Here is a 19,395-nt window from a genome sequence, read left to right on the forward strand (position 1 = left end):
ACCACGGTGCGTGCGTTGCCCGCGCCCCAACCATCCACGCCGCCCCGATCCGGCGGGCGCGTACAACGCGCCCCTACACCGTTCAGCAACGGCGGGCACGTGCAACGCGCCCCTACCATGCCCGATTTTCGCCTTCGTGTTTTCCAGGCCGTGGCCCGGCACCTGAGCTTCACCAAAGCCGCCCAGGAGCTGTACATCAGCCAGCCGGCCATCACCAAGCACATCCGGGAGCTGGAGCGCAGCTACGGGCAGCGTCTGTTTGAGCGGCGCGGCAGCCGCATCAGCCTCACCGAGGCCGGCCAGCTGCTGCTCCAGCACGCCGATGCCGTGGAGCTGCTGCACCAGCAGCTAACCACCCAGCTGCAGGACCTGCACGGCGAAGCGGCCGGCCGCCTGCGCCTGGGGGCTAGCACCACCCTGGCCCAATACGAGCTGCCGGCGCTGCTGCCCGGCTTCCAGCAGCGCTACCCACACACCGAGCTGACGCTGCTCAACGGCAACTCCGAGCAGATTGCCGAAGCCATCCTCAGCGGCCAGCTCGACCTGGGTTTCGTGGAAGGCCGCACCAAAAGCCGCGACCTGCACTACGAGCCGCTGCTGGCCGATGAGCTGGTAGCCGTGCGCCGGGCCACGGCCGCCGGCCCGCCGGCCGTGCCCCTGCCGCTGGCCGAGGCGCTGGCTCACCCGCTGGTGCTGCGCGAGCGAGGCTCCGGCACGCTGGAAGTGCTGGAATTTGCCCTGCGGGAGCAGAAAATCAAGTTGGCCGCTTTGCGCGTGGCCTTCTACTTCGACAACACCGAGGCCATCAAAACCTACCTCGAAGCTGCGCCGGAAGCGCTGGGCTTTGTGTCGCGGCGGGCCCTGACACGGGAGCTGGCAGCGGGGCTGCTGGAAGAGGTGCCGGTGGCCGGCCTGCGCCTGCCCCGGCAGTTTGAGGCGCTGTGGGTGCAGGGCCAGCCGCTCACGCGCGCCGCCGAGCGGTTCCTGCGCTACGTTCGTCAGCAGTATAACCTCAGGTAATAGCCGATAACTATTTGGGATTATCGGCAGGGGAGGGGGCTGCGTATTTTTGGGCTCCGATTTCCGCCCCTAATTATGCCTGCTCCCACCTTATCTGCTGCTCCCAACCCAACTCTTACTGCGGCCGCGCCGCGCCCGGCCTGGTTGCCGCGCGTGTTGTTCGGGCTGGTGCTGGTGCTGTGTTTCACGCCCTGGCTTTCGCCGCCGGTGGCGTTGGCGCTGGGGTTGGTGCTGGCCCAGACGGTGGGCAACCCGTTTCTGGCTTTCACCAAAAAGTACACCGCCAAGCTGCTGCAGTTCTCGGTTATCGGGCTGGGCTTTGGCATGAACGCCCACGCGGCGGTGCAGGCCGGGCGGCAGGGCATCCTGTTCACGGTGGCCTCTATTGCGGGCACGCTGGCGCTGGGCTACGTGGCCGGCCGCTGGCTGAAGCTGGGCCGCCCCGTCGCGCACCTGATTTCCTGCGGCACTGCTATCTGCGGCGGCAGCGCTATTGCGGCCGTAGGGCCGGTGCTGCGGGCCAAGGAAGAGGAAATGTCGGTGGCGCTGGCCACGGTGTTCGTGCTCAACGCCATTGCCCTGTTCGCGTTTCCGCCCATCGGGCACGCGCTGGCTCTCACGCAGCAGCAGTTCGGCCTCTGGTGCGCCATTGCCATCCACGACACGTCGTCGGTGGTGGGGGCGGCGGCGGCGTATGGGCCCGAGGCGCTGGGCGTGGCCACCACCATCAAGCTGGCCCGGGCCCTCTGGATTATCCCGGTGGCGCTGGGCACGGCGCTGGTGTTTCGGCAGAAAGAAGTGCAGGTGAAATTTCCGTGGTTTATTTTGGGCTTTGTAGGCGCCATGCTGCTCAATACCTACTTGCCGGCCACGCAACTGGTAGGGCCCTGGCTGGTGCGGGCGGCGCACGTGGGCCTCACCGTCACGCTGTTTTTCATCGGCGCTGGCCTGTCGTTGAAAGCCGTGCGGGCCGTGGGGCCGCGCCCGTTCGTGCTGGGCGTGCTGCTGTGGGTGGTGGTTTCCTGCGTGTCGCTGTATGTGATTGTGTTGGGATGATGAGGTGATGGGGGGATGAGGTGATGAGGGGTTAGGTAAGGCGAACCAAACAGAACGTCATTCCGAGCGGAGCGAGGAATCTCGCCAGTGTGGTAAATGATTCTACCACGGTGGCGAGATTCCTCGCTCCGCTCGGAATGACGTTCTTTCTTTACCTGTCACCTCATCACCTCATCACCTCATCACCAAAAATCACATCACCCCAGTTACCGTATCTTCGCCCATTCTAAGCTCACTTCCCCTGCTATGCGCCAGCTCGCCGATATTCCGCACCCTGAGGCCAAAATCACGCTTTTCTCCTGGAACGGGAAGTACCTGATCAAGCTGGAGAAGGGGCCGCTGGAGCAGACTTACAAAGTGAGCGAGCTAGACGTTACCAGCGACGACGACGTGCGAGCCCTGCTCGACAGCGAGTTTCTGCAGGCGGCGCTGGCCCGCTTCACCGACATGCGCAACGACCTGCAAGCCGCCTTCGACCGGCACGACCTGTAGTTGAGCGAAGCTGCTGCCGCCGCGTTTCTTTCAGTGCTTACTTCGCCTTCGATATGAAAAACTCCTTTGCTTTCCTGCTGCTGCTGGCCACGCTGCTGGCCGGCCCGGCCGCCACGGCCCAACTCTACGAAGTGCGCCAAAGCACCGTCAACCACGACAAGCGCGAGCGTTCGGCGCTGAAAGTGCAGATTGATGGCACACCCGAATGGACGCGCGACTTCTGGCAATCCTGGCTGAAGGATACCTACAACATCAAGGTGAAAGGCAACGGCACGTTTGGCGTGGGCAAACGCGACATTCTGGTGGCCAAGCAGGTGCCGGCGTCCAGCATTTCAGGCAAGCTGATTGACCTCTACGGCATCGTAACGGCGCCTTCCGATTCCACCACCGAGCTGGCGGTGTTCGCTGCCTTTAATGCCGATACCTATTTCGACGCCGATAAAACGCCCAGCGAGTACGCCGCGCTGCGCAACATCGTCACGAACTTTGCCAGCGCCGCCCGCCTGAAAGCCTACCGGGAGCAGATTGCGGCCGCCGAAAAAGAGCTGCGCGAAACCGAGAAGGAAAAGGAGCGGCTTGAAAAGGAGCGCGTCAGCCTGAGCAACAACACCCAGAACAACCTCGATAAAATCGAGTCGCTCAAAAAGCAGAACATCGAGAACAAGCTCAAATCCAGCCAGGATTCGGCCCAGCTTGTGGTGAATGCCCAGCAGATGGAGCTTCGCAAAATCCGGCTGCAACGCCGCCGCGACCGGCTTTCCACCCTCGACAAGAAGTAGGCTGACCTGCCTTGGCTCATCGTTGCTGCAGCGTTGCGCACGTTTGGCCGTAGAAGGCACTCCGCACCGACCGCCGATGCGGCTCATCTCCTGCTTGCTCTCCCCTCATGGAAAAAGACACTTCGACGTTTGAAACGCTCCGGCAGCTGAAAGAATGGCTTGACGCCGGCATCATCACGCCTCAGGAATTCACCACCCTAAAGCAAAAGCTGCTATCTGGCGAAAGTGCTGCTACCCCACCCGAGGCTCCGCAGCCGTCGGCTGCGCCCGCCTTCGAGCCTACTACCGTCTCACCGGTGGAAGACCTGATGCTGCCCCCCATTACGCACCATACGCCTCTGGAACCCGTAGCGCCGATGCCTCCCATGCCGGCTTCGCCAGCCGAGCCGCTGAGCCGGCCCATCGTAGCGGGTAGGCCCGAGGCCTCGCCTTCTGTACCGGCCGCCACGCAGTATAGCGTTCCTGCGCCCGGCTACGAGCCGGAGCAGGTGGAAGACGTGGAGGATATGCCCTACGTGGCCCCAACCAAAAGCCCGCTCAGCACCATCCTCATCGTGGGCGGCATTCTGGCCCTGCTGGCGCTAGTGGCCTACCTGATGCTGGGCAACCAGGAGTCGGAGCGGCTAACCAGCACCTCGCGCACCGCCGCCGACTCGCTGGCCGTTACGCCCGAGGAAGGCCCGCAGGCCGAGCAGATTGACCTGCCCCCGGTGGCCGTACCCGAAACCGTGCGGGTAGCACCGGCCCTGCCGCCCGCGGCCACCCCTGCCAATCCCGATACGGCCGAAGAGGCCGAAGAAGCCCCCGCCGAAATGCCCGCCGAAACCACCCCGGCCTTGTCGGATAACGCCGCTACGGCCCGGGCCCAACAGGTGCTGGAGTCGTATTACGCCGATATGCAGGCCGCACCGTTCAGCGCCGCGCAGCACTTCGCGCCTACCGTCGAGCGGTTCTACACGCTTTCCGGCACTACGCCCGCAGCTATTGAGGCCGAGCTGAACCGCACGCACTTCCCCGAGTTTACGGAGGCCGAAACTCAGATTGAGCCCGGCAGCCTGCAGATAAGCCCCGCCGTTAGCGACGGCTCGCGCGTGGTAACGTACCGGGAGCGGAGCAAGGCGTTCCGGCAGTCGATGCAGAAGCACCAGCAAACCGCCGCCCAAGTGCGGGTACGCCTCGACAAGAACTTCAAAATCATCTATCTGCGGCAGGAAAAGCTGCTCGAAAACACGTTCACCGACTAAGGTGCCTTACCTTTGCGCCCGCTTGCCGGATGCGCGCTGCCGTGGCCCGGCAGCGCGCATTTTTGTTTGCCCGATACTCTCTATGGCTTTGCAACTATCTTTTTCCCGGTTAATAGGGCTTGGGCGAGTGAGTATGCTGTGGCTGCTGCCGCTGCTGCTCGGCTCCTGCATCAAGCTCATCAAGCCGCACCACGAATTCGCGGCCGATAAGGAGCCGCCTGTACCCGACTACGCGCTACCCGCTAACTGGGCGGCCCTGCCCACCACTCGCGACTCAGCCGACGCTGTACCGCTCCACACCGGCCTGCGCGACCAGCAGGCCACCGCGCCGGCCGACGTGTTCTTCCTGCACCTCACCACCCGCATTCTGCCCAAAGGCTGGAACGCCGACCCCGCCGACGCCGACCTCAACCAGTTTACCGAGAAGTTCAGCATCATGCGGCAGGCGTCGGTGTTCAACGCCGCCGGCCGTATCTACGCGCCGCACTACCGGCAGGCCACGCTCTACGCCTTCTTCGACAGCACTGCCAACGGCTCCAAAGCGCTGGAATTAGCGTATCAGGATGTGAAGGCGTCGTTCCGTTATTACCTGGAGCACTACAACCAGGGGCGGCCCATCATCTTGGCCGGACACAGCCAGGGGGCGTACCATGCCCGCCGCCTACTGCAGGAGTTTTTCGATAACGATCCTAAGCTGCGCCGCCAACTGGTAGCCGCTTACCTGGTGGGCTTCGAGGTGCGACCCGAGCGGTACAAGGTGCTGCGACCCTGCGAGGATTCGCTGCAGACGGGCTGCTACGTGAGCTGGAACACGGCCGAGTGGGGCTACGACTATCCGCCCTACCATGGTGCCCTCGCCACAAACCCGCTCACCTGGAAAACCGACACCATCACGGCCCCCGCGGCCCTCAACAGTGGCAGCGTCCCGGCCAGCTTTGACCGGATTGACACCACGCTCACCGACGCTAAAGTGCACAACGGCGTGCTGTGGGTGCACCCGCCCAAAGCCAGCGGCTACCCCCGCTTCCTGCTGCCCGGCCGCCCCGAGCTGCGCCACTCCTTCCACCTCGCCGATTATGGCCTGTTCTACCTGAATGTGCGCCGCAACGCCGTAGCGCGGGTGCAATCCTTCACCAAACAGCCCTTACGCCCTTAAACTGCCCTATGAAAAAGATTAACTGGCCCCGCGTCCTGATTGGGCTGCTGGTGCTGATACTGCTGGCGGTAATGGCTAAAAACCTGATAGGAGGGTTCAGCCGCAAGAGCAGCAAAGCCACTACGACAGTCCAGCTGTCAGGAAGTAAGCCCGCACTCAGCTAAACAGCACTCAGGTGCTCCACAGCCATGCATGCAACGTATGCGTGCTTTCCGGTATCAACCTTATATGATGAAAAAACTGCTGGTTGCGCTGCTGCTGTATCTGCCCGTAGGCGCTTGCGCCCAAGGTGGTGCCATCTTGTATCCGAAGCTGAGCAAGACGCTGGATAGTCTGGCTTACGTGGACCAGTGGCCCATGCAACGCCTCATGGAGCAGCAGCCCGACAGCGCCGGCCGCGACTTATACAAGGTGCAGAAAGACAACTTTGCCCGCCATCAACCCATACTGGAAGCCATTGTAAAACGGTATGGCTACCCGGGTTTTCGGCAGGTTGGTGAGCAAAGCGCCAACAACTTCTGGCTGCTCGTGCAGCACGCTGACGCCCACCCAGAGTTTCAGCAGCGGATTCTAAAGCTCATGAAGGAGGAAGTAAAAAAGAAGAATGCCAGTCATCGCAACTATGCTTACCTCACCGACCGTGTAGCCGAAGCTTCAGGCCAGCCTCAGGAATACGGTACACAGGTAGTCTATAAAGGTGCAGGAATTGGCAAGGCGGAGCCCAAGTCTTTGCGCGACCCACAGAATGTGAATAAACGTCGCGCTGCCATTGGCATGGAAACGCTGGAGGAGTATCTGGAGATGAATAACAAGATGCACGAGCAGATGAATGCACCCAAGCCGGCGAGCTTGTAATCAGTAAGCAACAAAAAAAGCCCCGCCGGCACAATGCCGGCGGGGCTTTTTTAAAGCAGCTAAGCAGGTAGCTTAGGCACCAATAGCAACGCGCTTGAAGTCCGTTACCGTCATGCCTTTCGACGTTTTGTCGAGCAGCTGGGCAATGGTCATCGAGCTGTCTTTCACGAACTCCTGGTTGAGCAGGGTGTTCTCTTTGAAGAACTTGTTCAGCTTGCCCTGAGCGATTTTCTCCAGCATAGCCTCGGGCTTGCCTTCGGCACGCGCCTGCTCTTTGCCGATTTCGATTTCGCGCTCAGCAACAGCCGAGTCCACACCGTCTTTGTCAACGGCTACGGGCTTCATGGCTACGATCTGCATGGCTACGTCGCGGCCTACGGCGGCGGTGTCAGCATCACCCACGTTTTTCAGGCCTACGAGTACGCCTTTCTTGTTGTCGGAGTGAATGTAGGAAGCTACTTTCTCAGCCGTCAGCGTGGCGTAAGTCAGGTCCAGCTTCTCGCCGATTTTGCCCATCAGGTCGGTGATGTGCTCCTGAATGGTCAGGCCATCTTCTTCCTTGGCGGCCAGCACTTCCTCTTTCGAGGTAGCGTTGATGCGCACAGCGGCGTCGAGGATGCGCTGTACCAGCTCGCGGAAGTTAGCCACTTTGGCTACCGACTCCGTTTCGCAGGCCAAGGCCACCAGCTTGCCGGTGGTGCCATCTTCGCTCACGGCTACGGCCACAAAGCCTTCCGACGTTTCGTTGTCCGAACGCTTGTCAGCAATCTTCTGGCCCTGCTTGCGGAGAATGTCGCGAGCGGCCTCGAAGTCGCCATCGGCTTCGGTCAGCGCTTTTTTGCAATCCATCATGCCCGCACCGGTCATGGTGCGCAGCTTGTTCACGTCTGCGGCGGTAATTGCTGCCATTGTTGTGAGTATGTGGGGGTTGAGAGGTTTTATTGGAGGGGTGTTGCAAGGGCTGTCATTCCGACGAAGGAGGAATCTGGATTATTCTGTTGGAGGATAACTCAGATTCCTCCTTCGTCGGAATGACAGCACTCTGCTGCAACAAAAGAAAAGGGAACACCGGAGCCGAGTGCTTCGCATGTTCCCTTTTCAATGGAGGGGCATGAGCCTATTCGTCGGCGTTCTGCTTCTCCTGGATGCCTTCGTCTTCAGCCTGCTTCTTGTCGGCGTCTTCCTTGTCGACTTTGCGCTCCGACAGGCCTTCTTCGATAGCCTTGCCCATCACGCTCACGATGAGCTGGATCGACTTCGAGGCATCGTCGTTGGCAGGAATCGGGAACTGCACCAGCTCGGGGTTGGAGTTGGTGTCGCACATGGCGAATACCGGAATACCCAGTTTCTGGGCTTCTTTCACGGCAATGTGCTCACGCTTCACGTCAATCACGAACAGAGCAGCGGGCAGGCGGCTCAGGTCGGCAACGCCACCGAGTACACGCTCCAGCTTCTCCCGCTCGCGCGACATCATCAGTTTCTCACGCTTGGCCAGAGCCGCGTAAGCCGTATTTTCCTTCACCATCTTGTCGATGGTGCTCATTTTCTTCAGCGACTTGCGCACCGTAGCGAAGTTGGTGAGCATACCGCCCAACCAACGGTCGGTCACGAACGGCATCTTCAGGCGGGTAGCCTCGTCCGTTACGATTTCCTGCGCCTGCTTCTTGGTGGCCACGAACATGATCTTGCGGCCGCTCTTGGCGATGTTGCGGATAGCCGCAGCAGCCTGGTCGAGCGAAACCAGCGTCTTGTTCAGGTCAATGATATGGATGCCGTTCTTCTCCATGAAGATGTACGGCGCCATTTTCGGATCCCACTTGCGCGTAAGGTGACCAAAGTGGGCACCGGCGTCGAGCAGCTCTTTATAGGTGGTGGACTGAGCCATGATAAGTTTCCTCTGGGATTAGCGTTTCGAGAACTGGAACGAGCGACGAGCTTTGCGCTTGCCGAATTTCTTGCGTTCCACCATGCGCGGGTCACGGGTCAGGAAGCCTTCTTTCTTGAGGGCCGGACGAACTTCCGAGTTGTCGCCTACAAGGGCTTTCGAGATGGCCAGACGGATGGCTTCAGCCTGGGCCGAGATGCCACCACCGCGCACGTTCACCTTGATGTCGTACTGGCCGACTTGCTCGACCGTCGCCAGAGGCTGGTTCACGATGTTTTCCAGGAGTTCGTTGGCGAAGTACGCCTTCATTTCCCGGCCGTTGATAGTGATATTCCCTTGCCCGGCCTGCATGTAGATGCGGGCCACCGAGGTTTTTCTTCTACCAGAGGTATTGGAGATTTCCATTAAGTGGAGGGATTAAAGAAAAAAGACGCCGAAATCGGCTTAGAGGTTAGTCAGTTCAACAGCTTTCGGCTGCTGGGCTTCGTGGGGGTGCTGGTCGCCCTTGTACACATACAGGTTGCGGAACTGCTCGGCACCGAGCTTGTTGCCCTGCAGCATGCCTTTTACGGCGTGCTCAATCACGCGGGTCGAATCCTTGGCTTTCTTGTCGCGCAGGTTGATGCGCTTCTGACCGCCGGGGTAGCCCGAGTGGGTGATGTAGATTTTGTCGGTCAGCTTCTTGCCCGTAACGTAGAGCTTGTCAGCGTTCAGAACAATAACGTTGTCGCCGCAGTCGGAGTTCGGCGTGAACGAGGGCTTGTGCTTGCCACGCAGCATGTTGGCAATCTGGCTAGCCAGACGGCCCAGCGGCGCAACACTGGCATCAACCACGACCCAGGCCTTATCGGCGTTGGCTTTGTTGACGGATACCGTCTTGAAGCTCAGATGATCCATTGGGGAGGAGGGTAAGCGTTTGGAAATGAGGAGAAACCGGCACACGGTCCGGGAAAAACGGACACAAAGTTACCGCCTTTCGCGGTATTTGCAAGGCCTCGGTTACTATTTGTGCCTGAAATAGAACGGGTAATGAAGTGACGAAGTGAATCGTGATGAGGTAAAAAAGCAAATGGTGATGAGAGAACAGGCATCAAATGACACGATTCACTTCATCACCAATCACCTCATCACCTAGCTTACTGGTACTGCCGTAGCGTCTCGACCAGCACCCGGAAATCCTTGGGGTAGGGGGCTTCCACCATCACGGTTTCGCCATCCAGCTTCGCGAAGGTGAGGTTGGCGGCGTGCAAGGCAAAGCGCTTGATAAAGGGCTGCTCTTCCTGGCCTTCCTTCATGTTGAATTTCTTCTTCAGCGACGACAGGTAGAAATCCTCGCCGCCGTACATCTGGTCGCCGATGATGGGAGCCTGCAGGTAGGCCAAGTGCAGCCGGATCTGGTGCATGCGGCCCGTAATGGGCTGGCACTCCAGCAGCGTATGCTTGGCAAAGGCCTCCAGCGTGCGCACCAGCGTCACGGCAGGCTTGCCTTTGTAGGCTAGGCGGGCCTTGCCTTTGGTGGTGGTTTCGATGCTGCGGTCTACGCGCAGGCCGTCGTAGTCGTGCACGCCCCAGGCGGCGGCGTGGTACACTTTTTTCACCTTGCGGTCCTCGAACTGCATGGCCAGGTGGCGGTAGGCTGCCGGATTTTTGGCCAGGGCCAGCGAGCCGCTGGTTTCTTTGTCGAGGCGGTGGCAGGCCTGCACGTCGTCGTACTGCTCGCGGGCCAGGCGCAGGATGTTGGGCGCGCCGCCAAACCGTTCGTCGAGCGTGGCCAGGAACGGGGGCTTGTTGATGACGACGTAGTCGTCGTCTTCGAACAGAATCAGGTCTTGGAAATTGGGTAGCTTCATAAGGCGGCCGCAAAGGTACGAAACCCCGCTGCAACGCCTTCCGCAAAAGCAAGCCTGCCGGCCAGGTGGCGGCTAGGCCTCGCTGCCGGGTAGGGGCTGGGCTAGCACGTGGTGGGAGGGCGGGGCCGGGTTTTTGGGCTTGGGCAGCTTGAACTCCAGGGTGGTGCCCTGCCCGATTTCGCTGCGCACCCGGATGGCGGAGCGGTGGGCTTCCACGATGTGCTTGCTGATGGCCAAGCCCAGACCCGAGCCGCCGGAGTCGCGGGAGCGGCTCTTGTCGATGCGGTAGAAACGCTCGAAAATGCGGTTGAGGTGTTGCTTCGGGATGCCGGCGCCGTCGTCGCGCACGCTGATGCGCACGCCCTTGCCGCTTTCCACGAGGCTCACCACCACGCGGCCGTTTTCGCGGCCGTACTTGATGGCGTTGTCGATGAGGTTGATGAGTACCTGCCGGATGCGGTTGCGGTCGGCCAGCACGCGCAAACTGCCGGCTGACAGCGCGGGCGGGAATAGCTCCAGTTGCACTTGCCGCAGGGCGGCCTTGCGCTCCAGCTGCTCAAATATCTCGTGCACCAGCGTCACGATGTCAAACCCCTGGCGGCGCATGCGCACCACGCCCTTTTCCAGCTGCGAGATGGTCACGAGGTCCTGCACCAGCGCATCGAGGGCGTCGAGACTGTTGGCGGCTTTCTGCAGAAACTTCTGGCGGGTGAAGTCATCCACATCATCGTCGTCGAGGACGGTATGCAGGAAGCCCTGGGCCGCGAAGATGGGCGTTTTGAGCTCGTGCGACACGTCGGCCAGAAACTCGCGGCGCAGAGCCTGCAGGCGTTTCAGCTCGTCGATTTCCTGCTGCTTACGCTGGGCCATGTCCAGGATTTCGTCGCGCATGCGCTTGAGCGGCTCCGGCCGGAACAGAAACTTGCTGGACATGCGCCGCAGCTCCTTGCGCTTGATGTGCTCCAGCCCGGCGTAGATGTTGTTGATTTCGCGAAAAATCAGCGCCTCAAACATCAGATACAGCAGCAGAAAGCACGCCGCCACCGTAATGCCCGCCGCCAGCACGCCCTGCTGCAGCTCCATGGTGGGGCCCACCCAGGCCAGCGTGGTGAGCACGCACGCCACCAGCAACGACAGCAGAATGGCAATGGAGCGGGAGGAAATGTTGAGGCGCATTGGGGAAAGGTTAAAGTCTTCAAAGAGGACGTCATGCAGAGCGGAGCGAAGCATCTCGCCAGAGTAGTAAATTACTACTCTGGCGAGATGCTTCGCTCCGCTCTGCATGACGTCCCGAAGTTGTGCGGCTTAATTATCGGTGTTGAACTTGTAGCCGACGCCTTTGATGGTCTGGATGTGGTGGTCGCCGACTTTCTCGCGCACCTTGCGCACGTGCACGTCCACGGTGCGGGCCAGCACGAATACGTCGTTGCCCCAGATGTTCTGCAGCAGCTCTTCGCGCCCGAACACCTTGTGCGGCGTGGCGGCCAGAAACGCCAGCAGCTCGAACTCCTTCTTGGGCAGCGTGATTTTGCGGCCTTCCTGGTACACCGAAAACGCGGTGCGGTCAATCTTGAGGCCGTTGATTTCGATGGTGTCCTGGGTGCTCTGCGGGTCCCGGTCGCGGCGCACAAAGGCCCCGAGGCGGCTGAGCAGGGCACGGGGCTTGATGGGCTTGGCAATGAAGTCGTCGGCGCCGGCCTCGAAGGCTGCCACTTCTGAAAACTCTTCGGAGCGGGCCGTCAGGAAGATGATGTAGGTGTCCTTGAACTTGGGCTGCTCGCGCAATTGCCGGCAGGTGGCAATGCCGTCGAGGTGGGGCATCATCACGTCGAGCACAATGATGTCGGGCCCGAACTGGGGAGCCACTTCCAGCGCCTTGCGTCCGTCCGGGGCCGAAGCCACCGTGTAGCCTTCTTTGCGCAGGTTGTATTCCAGCAGCTCCACGATGTCGGGGTCATCATCGACAACAAGGATCTTGTAGGCGTTGGGGTTGGTGGGTGCTTGCACGGGGCGGGGCGTTTAAGATGAAACTGACTACGCTGCCGCAAAAGTACCGCCGGGCGGCACCTTCGGCATGTTACGTTTTCGTTAACCTGCGCTACAACGCAAAACGGCTCCCGCTACGGGAGCCGCCACGGACGCTACTGGTTGCGGGCCACTAGGTTGAGCCGACTTTTGAGGCCTTTGTACTTGTACATATCCACTTTCACGGCCCCCAGCATCAGCTCGGCCTGAATGAGTACCGGCACTTTGTTGCGGTCATCAGAAAGATACACCGACACGGCGTTTTCGCCTTTAAAGAGCTTGTTGCTGGGCATTTTGGGCACCAGCTTAATGGCCCGAATGGTGCCGGCCTTGGTTTGCACGGTTTCACGGCCCCGGTACATCACCTCCATGGCAAACACTTCCTCATCGAAGAAGCCCTGCACCCGAATAACCTCGCCCATGCGGCGCTGGTCATAGTTGAGCGTGCGCAGGTAGTAGAAGGCACTCACCAAGTCCTGCACGTTGTCGGGCACTTTGTAGGTGCCGCGCTTTACGTCGTCTTTGTCTTTGCCGCGCTTTTCCACTTCGGCCACATCCCGCACGTGGTCGAAATCCACGGTTTCCTTTTTGCGGTAGTGGTTTTCCTCGATGTTGCGGAAAAACTTCTGGGGCAGGATGCTGGTCGTGTCGATGTAGGAGCGCCACGTGTCGCGGATGCGCAGAAAGAAGTCGAAGGAGCCGGTGGTACGGCCCGTGACGGTGGCCTTGTAGCAGGGCCGCTCGTTGACGCGGTGCAGGTCGTCGGCTACTTCAATGGTAGCCTCAGCGGCGTTGATGAGGCCGTAGTGCACTTTATACTGCAATACCTCGCCCGACTGGAAGCTGGTGTTGGGTACTTTGCGCAGCGTATCAGCAGAGGGGCCAAAGGCCTGCAACACCAGCGCCGGCAGCAATAGGAGAGGAAAAAGAAGCCAGCGGCGGTTCATAAAGCGACTAAAACGGGAAGTATTCCCGAAACTCCAGACAAAAGCGGTGCCAGCAAATATACTGCGAATGCACCGGAGGAAGACTATACGAAGCTGGGCACGAAAAAGCCTTCCCGGTGTACCGGGAAGGCTTTCATGCAGCAGGTGCTGCTTCGCTTACAGCGCTTCGTCAGCGTCGTCGTCGTCATCGTCGTCGGTGGAGCGGTCCTCCGGGATGGCAGCCAGGGCTGCATCCGGTTCGCCTTTCACCATCGCCCGGATTTTGGCTTCGATCTGGTCGGCCAGCTCGGGGTTGTCCTGCAGGATGGTTTTCACGCCTTCGCGGCCCTGGCCGAGCCGGTCGCCGTTGTAGCTGAACCACGAGCCCGACTTGGCGATAATGCCCATGTCCACGCCCAGGTCGAGGATTTCGCCCACCTTACTGATGCCTTCGTTGTAGATGATGTCGAACTCAATCACCTTGAAGGGCGGCGCCACCTTGTTTTTCACCACCTTCACCTTGGTGCGGTTGCCGGTCACGTTGTCCTTGTCTTCCTTGATCTGGCCGATGCGGCGGATATCGAGGCGTACGGAGGCGTAGAACTTGAGGGCGTTACCACCGGTGGTAGTTTCGGGCGAGCCGAACATCACGCCGATTTTTTCGCGCAGCTGGTTGATGAAGATGCAGCAGCAGCCGGTTTTGTTGATGGTGCCGGTGAGCTTGCGCAGGGCCTGGCTCATGAGGCGGGCGTGCAAGCCCACTTTCGAGTCGCCCATGTCGCCTTCCAGCTCGCCTTTCGGCACCAGCGCGGCCACGGAGTCAATTACGATGATGTCGATGGCACCGCTGGAAATCAACTGGTCGGCAATTTCGAGGGCCTGCTCGCCGTTGTCGGGCTGCGCAATCAGCAGGTTTTCGGTGTCGATGCCGAGCTTCTTGGCGTACAGCGGGTCGAAGGCGTGTTCGGCGTCGATGAAGGCCGCTACACCGCCGCGCTTCTGCGCTTCGGCAATGCAGTGCATGGTGAGCGTGGTCTTACCTGACGATTCCGGGCCGTAGATTTCAACGACACGGCCTTTCGGCAGGCCGCCTACCCCCAGCGCAATATCAAGGCCCAGCGAACCGGTGCTGATGACTTCGACGTCCATCACCTTGTTGTCGCTGAGTTTCATGACGGTGCCCTTGCCGTATGCTTTGTCGAGCTTGTCCAGCGTGAGCTGAAGCGCTTTCATTTTCTCGGCACTGGCGTTACCGAGCGTCATGCCTTTGCTTGCTTTTTCGGCTTTGTCCGCTTTTTCAGCCTTGTCTGTGGTGCTTGCAGCCATTGGGAAGGGTTGTTAGGAAATGCTTAGGTTTGGTGAATGTAGGCGTTTTCAGTGGGCCGCGCAAACCGTAGCGGGGCGTCTGAAAACGGGGTTGCCAGCTGTTTTCGGGCCGGCTAGTGGTAACGTAGCGCACCTATATTTTGTGCCCGCAATGCTAAAAAAATTCGTTGAATCTGAGCTGCCTTTTCTGTGCTAAAATATTTGGCAAATATACGACTTTCTACCACTCTGATACTGATGCTGGTAGGTGGGCTTCTGCTGCCGCGCGCCACCCAAGCTCAGCTCGACAACCGCGCTTTTTTGCACCCGCTGCCGGTGGGCCCGCAGTATGCGCGGCAGCTGCGGCTGGATGTGCAGGCCTTCCTGTTCAATAAAGACAACGAGTATTTCAACAAGATTGAAGACGGCCGCACCTACTTCGGCGCGCACCTACTGCCGCGGCTGGTGTACTTTCCCAGCGCCAACCTGCGGGTGGAGGCCGGCATTTTTCTGTGGAAGGACTACGGCACGCCCCGCCTGCGGCAGGTGCGGCCGCTGCTGACGGTGAAATACCAGAACGGCCCGCACAGCATCCTGTTCGGCAACATTGAGGGCAACCTGCACCACGGCTACATCGAGCCGATGTTTGACTTCGAGCGGGTGATAACGCGCCGCCTGGAAGAAGGCGTGCAGTACAAGCTGCAGAAGCCGCGTCTGAACCTGGATGCCTGGGTGGACTGGCAGCGCCAGCAGTACCGGTTCAGCAACTTCCAGGAGGAGGTGGCCGGCGGGCTGGCCCTGGAGCAGACCGTGCTCGGCGACTCCAGCAGCTGGTGGCTGCGGGTTCCGTTTCAGTTCACGGGTACGCACCGCGGCGGCCAGATTGATACCGTGGCCACGCCGCTCCAGACGCTGTTCAACCTGGCCAGCGGCGTGCGGGTGCGCAAGCCGCTGGCGTCGCGGTTTTTCCAGGCCGTGCACGCCGACCTCTACGCCACCTACTTCCACGACTACTCCTTTACCTACCAACTACCTTATAAGCGGGGCACCGGCCTGTATCTGAACGCCGGCGTGGACACGCGCCTTTCCAACGTGCAGGTGGCCTACTGGCGCGGTAACGGCTACATCTCGCCGCTCGGGGGCACACTCTACCGCTCCATCTCCAATTCCGTCAGCGACCCGCAATACCTGGAAAAAGACCGGCAGCTGGTCATCGTGCGCTTCCTGAAGGATTACCGCCTGCCCGGCAACCTGATTATGACCACCCGCCTCGAACCCTTGTACAACCTCAACACCAGCGAGTTCGACTTTTCCTTCGCGCTGTACTTCAACTTCAACCAGAGCTTCCTGCTGACTACGCTTCGCGGGGAATAGCGCCGGGCCGCTCCAGGCGGAAGTGAACAATGTCGGAGGCGCCGCGCAACGACCACAGGCGGCGGCGCGCCACTACCGCCCGGAAGCCCACGTGCTCGGCTACGGCCATGCTGCGCGGGTTGGTGGGGCGGCAGCGCAACGTTAGGCTCTGGGCCTGCACCGGCGCGCCAAACCCAAACTGCACGGCCTCGGCCAGCGCCTCGCGGGCGTAACCGTGCCCTTCCGCCGCCGCCGCCAGATAATAGCCGATTTCGGCGCTGACCGGGGCGCTCCAGGAGGGGCGCAGGCTGATGTCGCCGAGGTAGGTGCCGGAGGTGGTGTGCCAGATGCCGAACACGTAGAGGCGGCCCTGCTGCCAGTCCTGGCGGAACTGCCGGAGCACCCGGCCGGCGTCGGGCAGGGCCTGCACGGCGGCCACACGCGCCGGGAAAGCCGACTGCAACCGGCTGCGGTTTTCGTCGAGGACCGCAAAAAACGCCGCCTCATCGGTGGGCTGGTAGGGGCGGAGTGTGAGGCGGGCCGTGTGGCGAGGCGTGATGGAAGGAGCGGCAGGCAGCACAGGCGCGGCGTACATGATTTGGGGGAAACGGATGCCGCTAATTACGCACAGAGGCTAATGTGAGGCTGAAAAACGCAGCCAACGAAGCTGCCAAGGCCAAGCCCGGCCATAACTCTCCGTATTCAGCCACGTTTGTTTTCGAGCTATATGGCGCTCTGCACGTGTTGCTGCGTCTAGCACTGTATGGCTATACCCGCTCTCAGTTGGCAGGTTCCCACTCTCTAAAACTCTGTATCATGAAAAGAAGACTGGAAGGCAAAGTTGCCATCGTAACGGGTGGCGGTTCCGGCATCGGCGAAGCCATTAGCAAGAGATTTGCGGCCGAAGGGGCTGCCGTGGTTGTGTGCGGCCTCGACAGCGACCCGGTGCGCAAAGTAGTGGACGAAATCCTGCAGAGCGGCGGCCGAGCCGTCGGCTACCTCGGCGACGTGTCGGTGGAGGAGCAGGCCGAGGACTGCGTGCAGCTGGCCATCGACGATTTCGGCAAGCTCGACATCCTCATCAACAACGCCGGCGTGTTTCCGGCCACCGCCGAGCTAGACAAGTACCCGGTGGAGGCGTTCGAGTACATGATCAAGAACAACATCTACACGGCCTTCATGATGACGCGGGCCGCGCTGCCGCACCTGCAGAAATCCAAAGGCAACATTGTGTCGGCCGGTTCAGAAGCGGGCCAGATGGGTTCCCCGATGATTACACCCTACGGCGGCACCAAAGCCTGGGTGATGACCTTCAGCAAAGGTCTGGCCGTGGAGCAAGCCAAGCACGGCGTGCGCGTCAACTGCGTCGGTCCCGGCCCGATTGACACGGCCTGGACCCACAAGGAAACCGGCCCCATGGACAGCAAGATGGAGAAGAACACCGTGAACGGGGTGCCCATGGGCCGCCGCGGCACGCCCGAGGAAGTTGCCAACGTGTACCTATTCCTAGCCTCCGACGAAGCCAGCTACGTCACCGGCGCCACCTACTTCGTGGATGGCGGCGTGACGCTCTCCAAGAGCCTGCCCGGCGAGGAAGTCCCGAGCCACCTCAAGCAGCAGCCCGCGCCCAGCCTGCCGCTCAAACACGGCAAAGACGGCCACGCCGAAATCCGCCAGGAAGTTGCCGGCACGATGAATCACGGATTGTAGCGGATTTTCCGGATTAATCGGATTTTGTGGACGTTGCCCGACTGGCGCGGATTTCACAATCCTCAAAACAAAAAGCGGCGTGCCACCTGGCACGCCGCTTTTTGTTGGACGTCAATCATCCACCAAATCCAGCTATATAATCCAAAACGAAAAGAGGCGTGCCAGCTGGCACGCCTCTTTTCGTTGAACGTCAATCGTCCACAAAATCCGATTAATCCGGAAAATCTGCAGTAATCCGTGATTAGCCTTTCTGCAGCTCGGCGCCGATGCCGGACTTGCGCTGGTTGGGGCTGCCCAGGGACTGTTGGTTGCGCATCACGTTCACCTGGCGGGCGGCTTCGTTGAAGTACTCCAGGCGCCGAATCAGCATCTCCTTGGTCAGTACGCGGCCTTCGGGGTGCGCATGCTGGAGCGCTGGTCGTCCAGCAGGCGGCGCATGATGGCGTCGGTTTCGGCTTTGCGGGCCACAAACTGGGTCTGGAATTCCTGCACGCGGGCCAGGCCTTCGGTGCTGAGGCGGAACTGGGCGCCGCCCTGGTTCAGCACCTCGCTCAACACGTAAATTTCCAGCGGCAACGACGTTTCGAGGGCCGTAGTGCGCAGGTTCAGGCCTGCCTGCAGGGCATCCAGCACAATATCGAGGTTGCGCTCAAACTGCTGATAGTAGCCGGGGACTTCCATGGGAGGTAGTAGAGAAATTGTCAGTTCAGGAACCGGGAGAAATTTGCCCGCCTTGGCCTGACATCTTGGGTTAAATGTTGATTACAACAACTCTTTGATGATTTGCTCGACCGTAATGCCTTCGGCTTCGGCCTTGAAGTTGCGCACCAGGCGGTGGCGCAGAATGGGCAAAGCCACCGCCTTCACGTCCTCAATATCGGGCGAGTATTTGCCGTGGAGCAGGGCGTTGCACTTGGCGCCCACAATCAGGTGCTGCGAGGCGCGCGGGCCGGCGCCCCATTCCAGCAGCTGGCTGGCCCGGGCGGCGCCTCGGGCGGTGTTGGGTCGGGTTTTGTGCACGAGGCCTACGGCGTACTCCACCACGTTATCGGCCACGGGCACGCGGCGCACCAGGTGCTGGAACGCCTGAATCTCGTCGGCGTGCAGCACTTTGTTCACGGTGGGCTTGGTGTCGGACGTGGTGTTCTTCACGATTTGCAGCTCGGCCTCGTAGCTGGGGTATCCCAACTCGATGTTGAACATGAAGCGGTCCAGCTGGGCTTCGGGCAGCGGGTAGGTGCCTTCCTGCTCGATGGGGTTCTGGGTGGCCAGCACGAAGAACGGCCGCTCCAGCGGGTAGCGCTTGCCGGCAACCGTCACGGCGTATTCCTGCATGGCTTCCAGCAGCGCCGCCTGCGTTTTGGGCGGCGTCCGGTTGATTTCGTCGGCCAGCACGATGTTGGCGAAGATGGGGCCGGGCACAAACTGGAAGTCGCGCTGCTGGGTGAGCGTCTCGGAGCCCACGATGTCGGAGGGCATCAGGTCGGGCGTGAACTGCACCCGGTTGAACGACAAATCCAGCGAGTCGGCAATGGTTTGGATGAGCAGCGTCTTGGCCAGGCCGGGCACACCCACCAGCAGGCAGTGGCCCTGCGAAAACACGGCCGTCAGCACCAGCTGCACTACATCGTCCTGCCCGATAATGACCTTGCCGATTTCCTGGCGCAGCACCTGATACGCCCGCGCCAGCGCGTCGGCGGCTTCCTTGTCGGAAGAGAATTTGATAACAGACATGCAGA

The 19,395-nt window shown here is 60.6% G+C and carries 23 protein-coding genes; 10 read left to right on the forward strand and 13 right to left on the reverse strand.

What is annotated here, in order from left to right; genetic code table 11:
* Nucleotides 1-117 precede the first annotated feature (117 nt).
* The 8 genes from N008_RS11585 to N008_RS11615 all read left to right on the forward strand — a co-directional run bounded on the left by N008_RS11585 (nucleotide 118) and on the right by N008_RS11615 (nucleotide 6,602).
* Nucleotides 118-1,020: a LysR substrate-binding domain-containing protein gene (locus N008_RS11585; RefSeq protein WP_044016147.1), complete on the forward strand. Its 903-nt coding sequence runs from the start codon at nucleotides 118-120 to the stop codon at nucleotides 1,018-1,020.
* Nucleotides 1,021-1,095: 75 nt separating this feature from the next.
* Nucleotides 1,096-2,076, forward strand: coding sequence for a YeiH family protein (locus N008_RS11590; RefSeq protein ID WP_081910757.1), 981 nt, complete (start codon nucleotides 1,096-1,098; stop codon nucleotides 2,074-2,076).
* Between the two features lie 246 nt (nucleotides 2,077-2,322).
* A complete protein-coding gene (locus N008_RS11595; protein ID WP_044016151.1) occupies nucleotides 2,323-2,568 on the forward strand; it encodes a hypothetical protein in 246 nt (81 codons plus the stop codon).
* Nucleotides 2,569-2,621: 53 nt separating this feature from the next.
* On the forward strand, nucleotides 2,622-3,347 hold the full coding sequence (locus N008_RS11600; protein WP_044016153.1) for a hypothetical protein: 726 nt from the start codon (nucleotides 2,622-2,624) through the stop codon (nucleotides 3,345-3,347).
* A gap of 107 nt (nucleotides 3,348-3,454) precedes the next feature.
* Nucleotides 3,455-4,591, forward strand: a complete 1,137-nt coding sequence (locus N008_RS11605) for an SHOCT domain-containing protein (RefSeq protein WP_044016155.1) — start codon at nucleotides 3,455-3,457, stop codon at nucleotides 4,589-4,591.
* 133 nt (nucleotides 4,592-4,724) lie between these two features.
* Nucleotides 4,725-5,747 carry a DUF3089 domain-containing protein gene (locus tag N008_RS11610; RefSeq protein WP_052381459.1) on the forward strand — a complete coding sequence of 341 codons (1,023 nt, stop codon included), beginning with the start codon at nucleotides 4,725-4,727 and terminating at the stop codon, nucleotides 5,745-5,747.
* Nucleotides 5,748-5,755: 8 nt separating this feature from the next.
* Nucleotides 5,756-5,911 (forward strand): hypothetical protein, encoded by a 156-nt coding sequence (locus tag N008_RS23160; protein WP_156109258.1) that lies wholly within the window; start codon nucleotides 5,756-5,758, stop codon nucleotides 5,909-5,911.
* A gap of 64 nt (nucleotides 5,912-5,975) precedes the next feature.
* The gene (locus tag N008_RS11615; RefSeq protein ID WP_052381460.1) at nucleotides 5,976-6,602 is read left to right on the forward strand and encodes a DUF6624 domain-containing protein; all 627 of its coding nucleotides are present in this window, start codon (nucleotides 5,976-5,978) and stop codon (nucleotides 6,600-6,602) included.
* A 72-nt stretch (nucleotides 6,603-6,674) separates the two neighbouring features.
* Here the strand turns inward: N008_RS11615 and tsf are convergent, their stop codons facing one another.
* The 9 genes from tsf to recA all read right to left on the reverse strand — a co-directional run bounded on the left by tsf (nucleotide 6,675) and on the right by recA (nucleotide 14,551).
* A complete protein-coding gene (gene tsf, locus N008_RS11620) occupies nucleotides 6,675-7,511 on the reverse strand; it encodes a translation elongation factor Ts (RefSeq protein ID WP_044016158.1) in 837 nt (278 codons plus the stop codon).
* A 208-nt stretch (nucleotides 7,512-7,719) separates the two neighbouring features.
* A complete protein-coding gene (rpsB, locus tag N008_RS11625) occupies nucleotides 7,720-8,487 on the reverse strand; it encodes a 30S ribosomal protein S2 (protein WP_044016161.1) in 768 nt (255 codons plus the stop codon).
* An 18-nt stretch (nucleotides 8,488-8,505) separates the two neighbouring features.
* A complete protein-coding gene (gene rpsI / locus N008_RS22695) occupies nucleotides 8,506-8,892 on the reverse strand; it encodes a 30S ribosomal protein S9 (protein WP_044016163.1) in 387 nt (128 codons plus the stop codon).
* 39 nt (nucleotides 8,893-8,931) lie between these two features.
* Nucleotides 8,932-9,384, reverse strand: a complete 453-nt coding sequence (gene rplM / locus N008_RS22700) for a 50S ribosomal protein L13 (protein ID WP_044016164.1) — start codon at nucleotides 9,382-9,384, stop codon at nucleotides 8,932-8,934.
* Between the two features lie 239 nt (nucleotides 9,385-9,623).
* On the reverse strand, nucleotides 9,624-10,337 hold the full coding sequence (locus N008_RS11640) for an RluA family pseudouridine synthase (RefSeq protein ID WP_044016167.1): 714 nt from the start codon (nucleotides 10,335-10,337) through the stop codon (nucleotides 9,624-9,626).
* Nucleotides 10,338-10,409: 72 nt separating this feature from the next.
* Complete coding sequence (locus N008_RS11645; RefSeq protein WP_052381461.1) at nucleotides 10,410-11,513, reverse strand: sensor histidine kinase; 1,104 nt, start codon at nucleotides 11,511-11,513, stop codon at nucleotides 10,410-10,412.
* A 129-nt stretch (nucleotides 11,514-11,642) separates the two neighbouring features.
* A complete protein-coding gene (locus N008_RS11650; RefSeq protein WP_044016169.1) occupies nucleotides 11,643-12,344 on the reverse strand; it encodes a response regulator transcription factor in 702 nt (233 codons plus the stop codon).
* A 134-nt stretch (nucleotides 12,345-12,478) separates the two neighbouring features.
* Complete coding sequence (locus tag N008_RS11655) at nucleotides 12,479-13,309, reverse strand: DUF3108 domain-containing protein (RefSeq protein ID WP_044016172.1); 831 nt, start codon at nucleotides 13,307-13,309, stop codon at nucleotides 12,479-12,481.
* Between the two features lie 156 nt (nucleotides 13,310-13,465).
* Nucleotides 13,466-14,551, reverse strand: a complete 1,086-nt coding sequence (recA, locus tag N008_RS11660) for a recombinase RecA (RefSeq protein ID WP_044018659.1) — start codon at nucleotides 14,549-14,551, stop codon at nucleotides 13,466-13,468.
* A gap of 264 nt (nucleotides 14,552-14,815) precedes the next feature.
* On the opposite strand from recA, the gene N008_RS11665 reads away from it, so the two are divergent.
* Entirely contained in the window at nucleotides 14,816-15,967 is a 1,152-nt protein-coding gene (locus N008_RS11665) for a hypothetical protein (protein ID WP_156109260.1), read from the forward strand.
* Here N008_RS11665 and N008_RS21625 read toward each other — a convergent pair.
* Nucleotides 15,948-16,541, reverse strand: coding sequence for a GNAT family N-acetyltransferase (locus N008_RS21625; RefSeq protein ID WP_052381463.1), 594 nt, complete (start codon nucleotides 16,539-16,541; stop codon nucleotides 15,948-15,950). The genes N008_RS11665 and N008_RS21625 overlap by 20 nt on opposite strands.
* A gap of 221 nt (nucleotides 16,542-16,762) precedes the next feature.
* Here N008_RS21625 and N008_RS11675 point away from each other — a divergent pair, with 221 nt between their 5' ends.
* Nucleotides 16,763-17,656 carry an SDR family NAD(P)-dependent oxidoreductase gene (locus N008_RS11675; RefSeq protein ID WP_044016174.1) on the forward strand — a complete coding sequence of 298 codons (894 nt, stop codon included), beginning with the start codon at nucleotides 16,763-16,765 and terminating at the stop codon, nucleotides 17,654-17,656.
* 241 nt (nucleotides 17,657-17,897) lie between these two features.
* Here N008_RS11675 and N008_RS24050 read toward each other — a convergent pair whose 3' ends face one another.
* The 3 genes from N008_RS24050 to N008_RS11685 form a co-directional block, all read right to left on the reverse strand.
* On the reverse strand, nucleotides 17,898-18,026 hold the full coding sequence (locus tag N008_RS24050; RefSeq protein ID WP_262489692.1) for a hypothetical protein: 129 nt from the start codon (nucleotides 18,024-18,026) through the stop codon (nucleotides 17,898-17,900).
* An 8-nt stretch (nucleotides 18,027-18,034) separates the two neighbouring features.
* The gene (locus N008_RS11680) at nucleotides 18,035-18,337 is read right to left on the reverse strand and encodes a hypothetical protein (RefSeq protein WP_044016176.1); all 303 of its coding nucleotides are present in this window, start codon (nucleotides 18,335-18,337) and stop codon (nucleotides 18,035-18,037) included.
* Between the two features lie 81 nt (nucleotides 18,338-18,418).
* Nucleotides 18,419-19,390, reverse strand: coding sequence for an AAA family ATPase (locus N008_RS11685; RefSeq protein WP_410471191.1), 972 nt, complete (start codon nucleotides 19,388-19,390; stop codon nucleotides 18,419-18,421).
* Nucleotides 19,391-19,395 lie beyond the last annotated feature (5 nt).

The sequence above is a fragment of the Hymenobacter sp. APR13 genome (genome assembly GCF_000737515.1).
Taxonomy (GTDB): Bacteria; Bacteroidota; Bacteroidia; order Cytophagales; family Hymenobacteraceae; genus Hymenobacter.

What these genes read in the sequence shown, in the direction of transcription:
- N008_RS11585 (WP_044016147.1), top strand. Translation starts at nt 118, where the DNA reads ATGCCCGATTTTCGCCTTCGTGTTTTCCAGGCCGTGGCCCGGCACCTG.
- N008_RS11590 (WP_081910757.1), top strand. Translation starts at nt 1,096, where the DNA reads ATGCCTGCTCCCACCTTATCTGCTGCTCCCAACCCAACTCTTACTGCG.
- N008_RS11595 (WP_044016151.1), top strand. Translation starts at nt 2,323, where the DNA reads ATGCGCCAGCTCGCCGATATTCCGCACCCTGAGGCCAAAATCACGCTT.
- N008_RS11600 (WP_044016153.1), top strand. Translation starts at nt 2,622, where the DNA reads ATGAAAAACTCCTTTGCTTTCCTGCTGCTGCTGGCCACGCTGCTGGCC.
- N008_RS11605 (WP_044016155.1), top strand. Translation starts at nt 3,455, where the DNA reads ATGGAAAAAGACACTTCGACGTTTGAAACGCTCCGGCAGCTGAAAGAA.
- N008_RS11610 (WP_052381459.1), top strand. Translation starts at nt 4,725, where the DNA reads ATGCTGTGGCTGCTGCCGCTGCTGCTCGGCTCCTGCATCAAGCTCATC.
- N008_RS23160 (WP_156109258.1), top strand. Translation starts at nt 5,756, where the DNA reads ATGAAAAAGATTAACTGGCCCCGCGTCCTGATTGGGCTGCTGGTGCTG.
- N008_RS11615 (WP_052381460.1), top strand. Translation starts at nt 5,976, where the DNA reads ATGATGAAAAAACTGCTGGTTGCGCTGCTGCTGTATCTGCCCGTAGGC.
- tsf (WP_044016158.1), bottom strand. Translation starts at nt 7,511, where the DNA reads ATGGCAGCAATTACCGCCGCAGACGTGAACAAGCTGCGCACCATGACC.
- rpsB (WP_044016161.1), bottom strand. Translation starts at nt 8,487, where the DNA reads ATGGCTCAGTCCACCACCTATAAAGAGCTGCTCGACGCCGGTGCCCAC.
- rpsI (WP_044016163.1), bottom strand. Translation starts at nt 8,892, where the DNA reads ATGGAAATCTCCAATACCTCTGGTAGAAGAAAAACCTCGGTGGCCCGC.
- rplM (WP_044016164.1), bottom strand. Translation starts at nt 9,384, where the DNA reads ATGGATCATCTGAGCTTCAAGACGGTATCCGTCAACAAAGCCAACGCC.
- N008_RS11640 (WP_044016167.1), bottom strand. Translation starts at nt 10,337, where the DNA reads ATGAAGCTACCCAATTTCCAAGACCTGATTCTGTTCGAAGACGACGAC.
- N008_RS11645 (WP_052381461.1), bottom strand. Translation starts at nt 11,513, where the DNA reads ATGCGCCTCAACATTTCCTCCCGCTCCATTGCCATTCTGCTGTCGTTG.
- N008_RS11655 (WP_044016172.1), bottom strand. Translation starts at nt 13,309, where the DNA reads ATGAACCGCCGCTGGCTTCTTTTTCCTCTCCTATTGCTGCCGGCGCTG.
- recA (WP_044018659.1), bottom strand. Translation starts at nt 14,551, where the DNA reads ATGACGCTCGGTAACGCCAGTGCCGAGAAAATGAAAGCGCTTCAGCTC.
- N008_RS21625 (WP_052381463.1), bottom strand. Translation starts at nt 16,541, where the DNA reads ATGTACGCCGCGCCTGTGCTGCCTGCCGCTCCTTCCATCACGCCTCGC.
- N008_RS11675 (WP_044016174.1), top strand. Translation starts at nt 16,763, where the DNA reads ATGAAAAGAAGACTGGAAGGCAAAGTTGCCATCGTAACGGGTGGCGGT.
- N008_RS24050 (WP_262489692.1), bottom strand. Translation starts at nt 18,026, where the DNA reads ATGCTGATTCGGCGCCTGGAGTACTTCAACGAAGCCGCCCGCCAGGTG.
- N008_RS11680 (WP_044016176.1), bottom strand. Translation starts at nt 18,337, where the DNA reads ATGGAAGTCCCCGGCTACTATCAGCAGTTTGAGCGCAACCTCGATATT.
- N008_RS11685 (WP_410471191.1), bottom strand. Translation starts at nt 19,390, where the DNA reads ATGTCTGTTATCAAATTCTCTTCCGACAAGGAAGCCGCCGACGCGCTG.